The 11,496-nt window shown below is 65.1% G+C and carries 13 protein-coding genes and 1 pseudogene; 11 read left to right on the top strand and 3 right to left on the bottom strand.

The genetic code is table 11. The features are described from left to right. The 3 genes from W823_RS51640 to W823_RS51645 form a co-directional block, all read right to left on the bottom strand. Window positions 1-583, bottom strand: a 583-nt coding sequence (locus tag W823_RS51640) for a helix-turn-helix domain-containing protein (protein ID WP_235189649.1), incomplete at its 3' end; no start/stop codon positions are given. Window positions 584-924: 341 nt separating this feature from the next. Continuing rightward, window positions 925-1,077, bottom strand: coding sequence for a hypothetical protein (locus tag W823_RS58235; protein WP_161634040.1), 153 nt, complete (start codon window positions 1,075-1,077; stop codon window positions 925-927). A 338-nt stretch (window positions 1,078-1,415) separates the two neighbouring features. After that, window positions 1,416-1,901 carry a helix-turn-helix transcriptional regulator gene (locus tag W823_RS51645; protein ID WP_317714822.1) on the bottom strand — a complete coding sequence of 162 codons (486 nt, stop codon included), beginning with the start codon at window positions 1,899-1,901 and terminating at the stop codon, window positions 1,416-1,418. Window positions 1,902-2,650: 749 nt separating this feature from the next. Between W823_RS51645 and W823_RS51650 the strand changes: the two genes are divergently transcribed. The 11 genes and pseudogenes from W823_RS51650 to W823_RS58240 all read left to right on the top strand — a co-directional run. Then, complete coding sequence (locus W823_RS51650) at window positions 2,651-4,264, top strand: cutinase family protein (protein WP_200866408.1); 1,614 nt, start codon at window positions 2,651-2,653, stop codon at window positions 4,262-4,264. A 51-nt stretch (window positions 4,265-4,315) separates the two neighbouring features. Further along, a complete protein-coding gene (locus W823_RS56850) occupies window positions 4,316-5,281 on the top strand; it encodes a hypothetical protein (RefSeq protein ID WP_152538156.1) in 966 nt (321 codons plus the stop codon). Between the two features lie 111 nt (window positions 5,282-5,392). Further along, window positions 5,393-6,568, top strand: a complete 1,176-nt coding sequence (locus W823_RS51655) for a hypothetical protein (RefSeq protein ID WP_023961734.1) — start codon at window positions 5,393-5,395, stop codon at window positions 6,566-6,568. 57 nt (window positions 6,569-6,625) lie between these two features. Further along, on the top strand, window positions 6,626-7,360 hold the full coding sequence (locus W823_RS51660) for a hypothetical protein (RefSeq protein WP_023961736.1): 735 nt from the start codon (window positions 6,626-6,628) through the stop codon (window positions 7,358-7,360). Then, window positions 7,357-7,980 carry a hypothetical protein gene (locus W823_RS51665; RefSeq protein WP_023961738.1) on the top strand — a complete coding sequence of 208 codons (624 nt, stop codon included), beginning with the start codon at window positions 7,357-7,359 and terminating at the stop codon, window positions 7,978-7,980. The genes W823_RS51660 and W823_RS51665 overlap by 4 nt, the downstream gene beginning before the upstream one ends. Continuing rightward, on the top strand, window positions 7,977-8,183 hold the full coding sequence (locus tag W823_RS51670; protein ID WP_023961740.1) for a hypothetical protein: 207 nt from the start codon (window positions 7,977-7,979) through the stop codon (window positions 8,181-8,183). The genes W823_RS51665 and W823_RS51670 overlap by 4 nt, the downstream gene beginning before the upstream one ends. A gap of 46 nt (window positions 8,184-8,229) precedes the next feature. Beyond that, a complete protein-coding gene (locus tag W823_RS51675) occupies window positions 8,230-8,529 on the top strand; it encodes a hypothetical protein (protein WP_023961742.1) in 300 nt (99 codons plus the stop codon). A gap of 36 nt (window positions 8,530-8,565) precedes the next feature. Then, window positions 8,566-8,808: a hypothetical protein gene (locus tag W823_RS51680; protein ID WP_038254297.1), complete on the top strand. Its 243-nt coding sequence runs from the start codon at window positions 8,566-8,568 to the stop codon at window positions 8,806-8,808. An 8-nt stretch (window positions 8,809-8,816) separates the two neighbouring features. After that, window positions 8,817-9,422, top strand: a complete 606-nt coding sequence (locus tag W823_RS51685) for a hypothetical protein (RefSeq protein ID WP_038254302.1) — start codon at window positions 8,817-8,819, stop codon at window positions 9,420-9,422. A 34-nt stretch (window positions 9,423-9,456) separates the two neighbouring features. Beyond that, on the top strand, window positions 9,457-10,299 hold the full coding sequence (locus W823_RS56855) for a hypothetical protein (RefSeq protein ID WP_023961746.1): 843 nt from the start codon (window positions 9,457-9,459) through the stop codon (window positions 10,297-10,299). Between the two features lie 326 nt (window positions 10,300-10,625). Beyond that, window positions 10,626-11,496, top strand: a pseudogene (locus W823_RS58240) (hypothetical protein); the annotation flags it as partial.

Genomic DNA, 11,496 nt, shown 5'->3' on the forward strand with positions numbered 1-11,496 from the left:
AGGTACGCCCTAAAGGGCGCTCTACGAGGTGGGGTGCCGCTTGGGTGTGACCTCGGCGTTTATCCACAACCTGAACACCGTGCAGGGCGTAGACGCTGGCCCAGCCTTGGCTGCTGTCTCCGACGCGGTGTGAGGCCAGACGTTCGCCTAGGGTGCGTTGGCGGCCGCGCAGGATTTCGGTTGCTAGGCCCAGGTGCACGAGGACTTTGCGGGCACGGGATACGGTGCGTGGTTTGTATCCGGTGATGCGGGCGATCAGCTCTACAGTCGGTCGGCAGTTGCGGCCGGTCCCGAAGTCGGCATGCACTGCGTGTGCGGCGGCAATCTTCACCAGCGTTTTGAGCGCGATGTCGCTCTTTCGGGAGGTTCCGTGTGCGCCGATTAAGGGCCGGATCCGGTCGTAGTGCAGGGCGTACGCGACCTGAACGTCCCAGGTGAGCCACCGCTCGGCGGTATGCCAGCAGGGGACGCCGGCGTAAGCGCGGCGGCCGACATCAAGGGCGATGCGGTCACGTGTGCGCAGCACCTCGAGGATCTTCTCTTTGCTTGCTCCCGGCCGCGAACGAGCAACGATCGCTGTCAAGGGGCCGAAGCGCGTGGTGGCGTGACCGCGACGGGGTTGCTTCGGAGAAGAACCGCAGTACACCCGCGGTTTGAGAGCTAGGTCGGATTCTGTGTCCGACACGTGATGTGCAGGGATTGCACGCACAAAAGGGTGCGCGGTACCCTGAGACCTGTCTGGCAAGACAGTCCCTTCGGGGTCCGAGAGATCGAGTGTGGCGCTCGACTCTCAAGCTTTAGAAAGGCTCTCCGGCTCCAACCGGAGAGCCTTTCGTTTTTTACGAGTGCTCTGTCACACCATCCTGTGATGTCATGCGGGCAACCGAAGCTGCTGCTCGGCTGCTTTGAGGTCAGGCCCGATCATCAGATCTGGCGACCGGCCTTCTCGCAGAACACATCTGCTGCATAACGCGAGTACGCCGAGTAGCCAGCTTCTTGGGCCAAGGCTTGAAGGTCAACGGGCTCAGGCACACGAACGAGGTAACCCTTTCGGGGGCCGAGGGATCGGCGAGCCATGTGATGTCCTTTCTCTCCGAATCGAACTGAAAAGGAGCGCCAGGTCGAATACTGGCACGAATGTGTATCAGCTACAGCGAGCGACACGCGGTGTAGCTGATACAGAATGCGTGGGCTCCTCGATCAAACGTGATCCTGAGGGTCACGTTGCACGCACGGCGACCCTGTGGTTTGCTTCTCCACGCAGACATTGGCATCCGATTGCCATGTCGGCACACCCCGGATCTTGGGATTCCAGACTCGGATGGTTAGACGCACTGGTCGGTCAGTCATTTGTGACGACCGATTTCCAGGGCGTCACTTCGTGCATCAACCATCCGGGGGGATTTATGGCGATATTAAGCAGGCGTTCCAGTGGGACGGTTCCTCGCTCGCCGGTAAGCAGCGCGCAACTCAGTTTCGTTGACAGACAACGCATCCGCCAATGCGCGCGCGGTTTGCTCACTCAACTCAGCCTCGCCGCGCTCGATTGCACCGACCATCGTGGTGCTGATGCCGGCCGCAACTCCAAGCTGGGGTTGAGTCAAACCACGCAGAACGCGCCAGTCGCCAGGAAAACGTTCATCCACGGGAACGCTCACCAACTCAGAAAGCGAAATATCCAGCGCGCGGGCAACACTGGCGAGAACGTCGACCTGGGGCGAGCGCACACCCATCTCCCACTGGTACAGCGTCGTTCTACCCACGCCAGCGATGCGAGCCAGCTCGCCCTGGGTCAGGCCAGCTCGCGTTCGAGCCTCCGTGAGGGCACTGGGGGAGAAGCCTCGCAGTACTCGACGGCTCACGGAACCGCCGCTAGGCACTGGGGCGTCATAGCTAGACACTCTGCACTAGACCTCTCCTCGCAATCACTAGAGAACGCTTTGTTGAGATGTTATAGTGAGAACGATTTAGGAAGCGAACACTCTCCTGGAAAGAGAGGTCTTCTTTCGAAAGAACAAGCTAGAGAGACCGGAAACGTCGGTGAGTTGGCGCTCCGTACGACGTTCCCGGTCCCCTTAAACAAGGTGGTGCAGCTGTGCTGACACCGCCCTGAATTGCTCGACACCGAGTTCCTCTGAGATTTGGACGTCCTAAGGAACCCGGGGTCTATCAGCGACCGCTCCAACGGACTGCTGACCCTTCAAGGGTAGGCGGTTCGACCCACTCACAACCCTTTGAAGGTCAAAGATGGTGACTTCCGTCGCACCTACAGCTCCGCCAACTGTTGTTGCCGCAGCGCACAGCACTGAGAAGGAACAAAGCCTCGAAAGTCGGGGGCGCCCTGGGAGAGGGCCTGATTTGCCGTCTGACCTCTCCCAGGGCGAGAAGCACCAAGTAAGTGTTCAAGATTTGCCGTCTAAACACTCACCCAGCTCTTCCAGTTTAGGTGCCACGGCGACCTCTTGTGCCCCATCCAGTCGGGTCCACTGCCCAGCCCAGCCAGTCGGCTACGTCTGTCTGCCACCGCGAGAGACAACCGTCCAAACGTGCCCGCTTGGCCACTCGATGGAACGCGCGGTCACCCGCCGGGTGCGCGTTCCCCGTACCCGCTGACCTAACCGCACGCACCACCTGCCTGGAAGGCACTTCTATGCCCGCTTTTTGCTGCCGTTCAACAGCTTCCCGCCTCACCGTTCTGCTCGCGACGTTTCTGACCGTCGCGACGGTCACGGTGGCCACTGCTGCCGGGCCGGCAGCGGCTGCGCCGAGCACGCCGGGCGGCTGCCCGACGCTGTATGTCCTCGGCGTTCAGGGCACGGGGGAGTCCTCCGAAGATGCTCCGGTCGACACTGACGGCGGGATGCTCGGGTCAGTGATGCGGCCGTTGCTGGCCTTGGCGGGGTCGAAGGTGGCCCGGGCGTATGTGCCGTATCCGGCTGGGTTTGGTGGAGCGGTCGAGGGCGGCAAACAACCGTACGCGGCGTCGGTGACCACAGCGATGGACCGGTTGTCGTCGATGATCACTCAGATCGCCGACAAGTGCGAAGACACTGATTTCGCGTTCGCCGGTTACTCGCAAGGCGCGCACGCGGCGGCAAACGTCGCCAAACAGATCGGTGCCGGCAACGGCCCGATCGAGGCCGACCGCGTCGCGGGTGTGGCCTTGTTCGGCAACCCGGCCCGCCCGACGAATGCACCCTTATTCCCCGGCGCATCGGATCAGACCGCCCCCGAACCTGCACCCGGTAGCAGCGGCGAATCGCTCGCTCAGATCCCCGCACCCCAGCAGGGTGAGGTGAGCGGCGGGGGAATCGGCCCCACGGCAGATCAGTCCAGCGGATACGGAGAGCTGTCCGGCCGAGTGATGGACCGTTGCGCGCCCGGCGATTTGGCGTGCGCTGCACCAGCGGACTCACCGATCGTGCATCTGGTGGCCAACATCGGCGGCCAATCCGAACTCGACCAGGCCGACCCGGTCGGCTCACTGACCTCCCTTGGTCAAGCGTTGGCGTTGACGTCGATCAAGGCCGGCGTCGAGGTCATCAACGAAGACGTCCAGGGTGAAACGCTGGCTGACCTGTCGTACTCACCGACCGAGACGATTTCTCAGCGACTGGCCACCGCCTCTGACCCGCGCACCCCGATGCCGACGATCCCCGAGGCGATCAACGCTGTGGTCAAGGTCGGCACCATCGGCTTCAACGCCGTGACCACGGTGCTTCGCACCACGTTCACCCCCGACACCATCGGCGCCCTGGCAACGGTCGGCCTGGCTAATCCGCCTGCTGCCCTGGGCATTTTGGCCGCAAAGCTCGGTGCTGCGGTGGTGGACCTGGTTCCTCCGACCACGGTCAACCGGTGGGCCAGCGAGGCCTTCGACGCGGTGAAGGCCAACGTCAAGGACAACGAAGAGCTCCTGGACGTGTCGACGATGATCAACTACTGGAAGACCACGGCTGCGCACGGCTCGTACACCAACGACGCCGCGACCACGACGGGGGCGAACTCGACCCTGTATGTGGCGCAATGGTTTGCAGCGTTGGCCAACGATCTCGCCGGTGACACGTTCACTCCGTACAACGCGGACGGGCTCCTGAACTACGACTCCGCCTCCCCGGTCTCTGGTGTCCCGGTGCCGTCCGTGCCCAGCTCGACCCCGGCAGTGTCGTCGTCCGAATCGCAGACAAACGAGCCCTCGACATCCTCGTCGGCGCCGGCGCTGCCGACGTTGTCTCGCCCCGCACTCACTGACAACGGTTCATAACATCCCAACCCATTCCCCACGGGGCTTCCCGAGGAGGGAGAAGGAATCTTGTTGAACGACAACACCGATGACTGGTTCGATGACTTCGCTCCACTATCAGCCGACCCCACGGCCGCCGAGGACCAGTCGGCCGCATCTGCCGCACCAGATGCCGCCGACGTAGTGGGCAGCTCCGATCCCTCCGGAGACGAGCCCACGCGCGAGATCCCGGTGGTGGCGACCGACCGCGCCACCGCCACCACCGGGACACCCACCGAACCGGCCACCGACGCTGCAACCAGTCAGTGGGCATGGATTGCCGCACCAGAGCAACCCCCGGCCGCCGGCGGTTACGTCGATGACTTCACCCCCTACGACACCGAAGCATCAGAGCCACAACGGTTCCCGATGGACTACGCAACCCCTGCTGTGCAGCCGGTGGGTTCTGGCACCCGTCCTGCACCCCGCCGCAGATCCAAACGCGGCTACTTCATCGCCGCCGCGCTGCTGGCGTGCGTGCTTGTCGTGGCCGGGATCGGCGCACTGCTGGCCTTTGGCGGCGGCGGCAACTCCCCGACGACAGACATTCCCCAAGCCACTCCGCAGAGCACGGTCAGTGTCGGCGCGCCTGCAGCACCAGTGGCACCGGCCCAGGATGCGGACTGCCCCAACCGCAGCGAGAACGGCGTCACTACCGGCCGAGACCCGGGCGACACGACCAGCGGCCCGGCAGTAATCAAAGCGTTCGAACACGCCTACTACGTCGAACGCAACGGCGCCAGAGCCCGCAGCTACGGCACCGAGCTGGCCCGAATGGGCACAGCAGCATCGATGCAAGCGTTCATCGACACCCAGTTGCCGCCGGGCACGACGTACTGCACTCGCATCACCGATCGCGGCGCCGGCCTGTTCTCTCTCGAACTGAGCGAAATCCCGCCTGGCGGAGGAGAACCCCTGCTCATTCGCCAGCTCGTCCAGACCGCCGAAGTCGAGGGCCGCACCCTCATCACCGCGATCACCAAAGACACCAACCAATAGCCGCTAGGTCCACTGTTCGACAACCAACGAAAGGCATTACCGCTCATGCAAACTCCACGTCACGCTCTACCCGAGACGCCGTGCAAGGCCCCACTTTCACGCGATGCGCATATGCCGGTGCGTGCGCGGGCGATGGCCGCTGTGGTGGTGGCCGCGGTCGCGATGGGCGGCGCGGGCGCTCTCGCCGGCCCAGCGTTCGCCGACCCCGAGCAGGGTGGTGTCACCAGTGAACCGGCACCCGAACAGGGTGGCGTGATCGCCGAACCCACCCCGCCCGTGCCGGCTCCTGCCCCAGAGCCGGTGCCTGACTACGGCCCTGGCATTCTGCCGTCGCCGCAGTGGGAGACCGAACCAGTCATCTACACCGAACCGTCCGGTCCGCCGTCGACTCCGTACACCCCGCTTCCGCAATCGGCACCAGCAGCTCCTGCGCCCGCCCCGGCACCGGCAGCTCCCATCGCCCCGATCCTGGTCAAGGACCCAGCAGCGGAGATCCGCGCCGGCAACGTCGTGTTCGACCGCCCGGACGCGGTGTCGCCCGAAGTCGCGATCACCGTCAACGAGTACATGGCCTACTTCGAGGCCGAAGCCGCGCAGTACTTCGAGTCCATCGGCTTTCCCCGCGATGAAGCTGCACGCCGGGCCGCAGCGGCGGCAGCTGGCGCGGGCGTCGGCGGACTTGCCGGAGCGTTGGCCGCCGGTATTCCGACCGCGATCTTCTTCGGCATCGTGGGCGGTGTCGGCGGCGGCATCGTCGGCTCCTTCGTGCCGCCCACCCCGTTCAACATCCTGCCGGGCATCGGCATCGGCGCTGGTGCTGGCGCTGCCCTGGGCTTTGCTGCCGGCGCAGCCGCCGGAGGCTCAGCAGGCGCTCTGGCCGGTGGCCTGTTGGGGTGGGCGTTGGGCTTCGGTGACCCCAACGCGAACCCGGCTGCCCCCTGGGCGCCGGCACCACCGCCGCCGCCCGCACCGCTGCCCAACCCCGAAGGCGATCAGTACCAGCTGGTCTTGGACGCGCCCGCCGCCTCCGATGCGGGTCTGCCAGCGGTCGACTACACCGTCGACACCGAGGGTGATGTGTCCTTCTCCGCAAATGTGGCTGGCATTCCGCCAATCAACGTCGGTTGGTCCGCTGAGCAGGCCGAGGCCCCGCTGCAGGCGCTGGGCCCGCTCGAGCAACCCGCCAAGGACGCGATTGCCGGGGCCACCAAGCAGATCGGTGACGGACTCACGTCGGTCATCGACGGCCTGCACATCGCCTACCCGCAGACCCAGCCAGCCCAGTAGCCCGTCATCGAGCCCGGGCGTCGGCCACACACAAACACCAACCCGAGAGGGAGATTCATGACAGCGACCAACAGCCCGTGGGGGTGGCTCGACGACAGCGAGCCCACTCCCGCCATGGTGGTGCCGCTTCCGCAACGGACTCGATCGACGCCCACGGTGGCCGTGATCGGAGCCGCTGGGGGAGCGGGGGTCAGCGTCTTGTCGGTGTTGGTGGCCGACGCCCGCGCCCGAGCTGGACAACAGGCGCTCTGGCTCGATGCCGCAGCCACACCGGGTGATGTCGCCACCCGCATCGCATCACCCGACGCGGCCAGCGAATACAGCGCCGGCGGTGCACTGCTGCGCCGCACCGAAGGACTCGATGAGATCCCCGCACACAGCATCCCGGCTGGCGGGTCGGTCATCGTCGACGCCGGCGTGGTGGGCAAAGGGTCAGCCTGGTTGACCTCCGACACCGCCGTGGTGCTGGTGATCGCGGCCAGACCCGACACCGCCAACCGGTCCCGGTCCGGACTGCAGATGCTCGCCGCCGCCGGCATACTCACCCGCGCCACCGCCGTGGTGGCCTGCCTGGACCCGTGGGCCAGCCACCTCGTCGGACAAAGGCTCGTGCAGTCCCTGACCGCCCGCATGGGCCGAGTTCTGCTGTGGGACTACGACCCCCACCTGGGCACTGGCGGCCCGATCGACCCCACCCGGCTCGCCTCCTCGACCACCACAGTGGTCGAGGATCTCGCGGGCCTACGGAACACCGAGACCGAATATGAGATCGCTGCGGAGGCCAACTCATGAGCGCCGCCTACGACCACTACCCGCCCGAACACACACCACCGGGAACCCTGACGTGGCGACGCGAGCCGCTGCCCGTCACCGGCCCCTACCCGCCGCTGTTCGCGGTGATGGGCGCGCACGGCTTCGCCGGCACAACCACCTTGGCGCAGATGTGGGCACCGGCCGCCGACACCGGAACGTCCTGGCCCGCCCACCACACCACCACCCAACTGGTCATCGTCGCCGCCCGCGGCACCCTCGACGGTATCCGAGCCGCTGCCAACGTCTTACGCGCCGCTGACCGCGGCGACATCCCTGACGGAGTGCGCGTGTGCGGACTCGTCGTCGTGGCCGCGCGCCCCGGCAACTGCCCCAAAGAAATCAGTCGCTACGCCAACACCGTCTCCGAACTCGTACCGCACCGCTACAACGTCGACTGGTGCGAGCCGCTGATGTGCGCACCCGAATCCCACCGCCTCCCGGTCTGGACACCGCCACGGCCCGACGAACTGCCACCACCGAAAAAGGCCCAGTTCCCCGACGTCGTCCCCAAACAGATCGCCGCCGTCGGACAACAGATCTGCACCGACCTACTCAACGACCACAAACCCAGCCACACCAGCTCGGGGGTGCGGCCATGAGTTTGTGGGAGTGGTTCATCTGGGGGGCCATGCTCCTCGCGACACTCACCTTGATCGGCGTCAGCGCCATCTTTGGGTGGGCCGTGCATAGGGGCTGCGACACCCTGTCTCCCAAGCAAGGGACCCGCCTCACCTGGACCCTCCTCGGCTCATTCTTCGTTGCCATATCCGCCTCAGTGACCGGCATTCTTGCCGGCGTCTGAACCTGACAAAACACCCCGCTATCCCACCCAAGTGAAGGAGAACACCATGAAAGATCTACTCGCCCAGACCAACACCCAGATCGCCCTGTACCTAAGCGAAGGCCCAACGAACCCCAGTCCGGCACCACCTCCGGGGTCGGACAAGTTCTTGACCATCGTGTCCTGGATCGGCTGGGGCGCCACCCTCGCCGCGATCGTGGCCCTGGTCGTCGCCGGCGCTCGTTTCGGATTCCAGAAGTCCCACGGCACCGCATCAAACGAGGAAGCCGGGAAAGTCGCCTGGACGCTCATCGGCTGTGTCCTAATCGCCATCTCAGGAAGCCTCGTCGGGGCCCTGGTCGGATAACCGTTCTCCCACACCACGAATCGAGAAGGAACATGCATGAGCACCGTGATAGCCGAAGGCATCACCCGCGACGACCTCAAAGAGTTCTGGACGGCGCTGAACTACCTGCTGTGGTTCGGGTGCGTGATCGCCATCATGCGGATCATGTGGCTCGGCGGGATGCTCTACGAAGCCCGCAAAACCGGGAACACCGACGGAGTGACGGGCATCGCCACCCAACTCATCGCCCTGATCATCATGTCCAGCTCCGTCGGTATCGCCACCGCGTTGCTGGCCTAGCCATCCTCATGGCCCTGGTGGCAGGGCTGATCGGCTGCGGCTCATCCGAGGACACACCGGCCACCAACAGCAGCGGCTCGCAGGTCCAGGTCGCCCCGGCCGCCCCGCCCACCGAGCTGCGGTGGGTTCAGTTCGCGGGCATGACCATTCCCCAGGCCGCCGAAGGACCCACCTCCAACCCGCAAGCCCTGGCCCCCACCGGGTACGCCCACAACGGGCCCGGTGCTGCGCTGGCCGCGATCTCCTCGACCATCCGGATGTCAGTGGCCGACGATGACCAGTGGGCACTGATCGCCGGTGCGCTCGCTGCACCCGGCCCCGGCCGCGACGCCTGGTCGATCGAGCGGTCCCAGATCTCCATCACCAGCGACGTCCCCGCCGGTCAAGCCCCGACGGTCCTGGGTTACACGGTCACCGAGTACACCCCCGAGCGGGCGGTCATCGCGATCATCACCCGCCAACCCGATCAATCGCTCACCTCGACGACCACCACCGTCGTCTGGACCCCGCCAGGGGATTGGCGGCGACTGATCCCGGATCCACAGACCTCAACCGCCAACCCGGTAGCCGTCCTCGATTCCGTTCCACCGCAGATGATTCCGCTACCCGCCTGACCGTGGCCCTGCACCCACCGCTGAGGAGAACACCATGATGGGAACACCACCCCTAGCCACCGCGCCCCACTACGACGACGACCCAAATGCGCCTCAGCCCTGGCACCGCCGGCCCTGGGTCATTGTCGCGGCCCTGGTCGTGGTGTCCCTCGCCATCGCCACCGCGACCTGGTGGGGACTACGCAGCAACGACGACCCCACACCCGCACCGACGGCCCCAGCGACGAGCCCGCCCCCGGTCAGCAATGGGCAGCAGGGATACCTCGCCGACACCGTCGACCGGTACGGAAACCAGATTCGTGTGCCCCGTGACCCTGCTGGCCTACCTCTGCCACAGATCGGGACCAAAAACGCGCGTGGCCTCAATGACCCGGCGGCAGGCGTGCAGTGGCAACAAGTCTATGGCTCCGGTGCGGCATTGTTCTCCACTTCGGACGGCCCCACCAGTATCAGCATTGATGGTCTTGCTCAAGGGATTGCAAAGACACCACAAGGGTCTGTCATCGCGGCAAGCCAGATTCTCGCCCGCCTCTACTACGGCCCTGCACCGGTCCGCGAAGCGGCGTTGAGCCAACTCGTACTCGGGCCACCTGAGGCCAAAACAACACTGCTCGGCCTCGAGCTTCCTGACCGTCAGATGCCTGCCACAAGGTTCATTCGAGTCGATCAGCAGTACACCGATACGTTCTCGCGGATTTCGCTCGCGACGGGACCAAAAGTCAGCTCTGACTACGCCTCCGGCGAGTACTACAGCGTGAGCACGGTGACGATGGTGTGGGAGGACGGGAAGTGGAAGTACCGGATACCCGACGAGGGACTAACCCGGGCCACCGGGCCCACGCCCGTTGAGTCAGTTGCAGGGTGGACCCGATGGTGAGTCTGGCTCCACGCAGTCACCCAGTAGTCACTGGCCGGGCCGGGCGACGATCGCGGAAGGCCGCTCGGCGCATGCCGATCTGGCTTCGCAGGGTGGCCGTTACTGCGGTCATTGCCGCCGTGTTTGTCGTAATCGTCCCCTCTGCGGAGACAGCAGTTACGGGGCCGGGCGTGGCCCACGCGGTGGACGTCTGCGACGCCGCTGGAGCTGTCATCGCTATTGGCGATGACATCTGTGAGGGAGTCGCCTCTGTCGGTGACGTTGCTGGCGCGGTGAGTGATCCGGCAGGGACGGTCAAAGACGCTGCCAATGACGGTTTTAAGTCGATGACTGAGTCGTTGGTCAATGGCTTCTCGAAGATGATCCAGCAGTCGTTGACCTGGTTTATCCAGTTGCCGACACCGGCTGCCAATCAGTGGGATCCGGTGCAGGAGATTCAGCAGTGGACGGTGCAGATCCAGCTGTTGGGTCTTGCTGCGTCGATTGTCGCGGGCGGGATCCGGCTGCAGCTGGCGAAGCGTCAGGCGGTGTACGCCGAGGGCGAGGAACTGTTCTTCTCGTTGCAGCGCGCGGTGTTTGGGGCGTGGATGTTCGGCGGCATCATGATCGGGTTGACCGCCGGCGTCGACAAGATTTCGACGAAGATTCTCGAGCTGTCGGTGACCGATGGGACTCCCGTCGAGGCCGCCAAGAACATGTTCGATGTCGCGAACATGATGGGCTACCTCGGCGTCGGCCTGGTCTTCGTCATCGCTGTGGTCGGGATCTTGGGTGCTCTGCTGCAAGCGATCTTGCTGGTGGCCCGCCAGTCCATGTTGATCGTGGTCGTGGCCATCATCCCGATCATCGGTGCCGCGTCGGGAACGAAGATGGGCAAGAACGCTTTCAGTAAAACCATCTCGTGGACCATCGCCCTGCTGCTGTGGAAACCGGTGGCCGCGTTGACCTATTCGGTCGCGTTCATGCTCGCCGGAACCAAATCTGACGACGGCGCCCAGATCCTGTACGGCGTGCTGCTGCTGACCTTGGCGGCGGCGGTGCTTCCGATGCTCACCAAGTTGGTGTCCGGTGGCATGGCCATGTCCGGCGGCTCCGGACTGCAGGCCGCGATGATGACGATGGGTGTGGTCGCCGCAGGCGGCTCGATCGCCGCTGCCGGTGCCGGGGGCGGCGCGGGAGCAGGAGCCGGAGCAGGGG

It is taken from the genome of Williamsia sp. D3 (assembly GCF_000506245.1).
In the GTDB taxonomy this organism is placed as follows: domain Bacteria; phylum Actinomycetota; class Actinomycetes; order Mycobacteriales; family Mycobacteriaceae; genus Williamsia; species Williamsia muralis.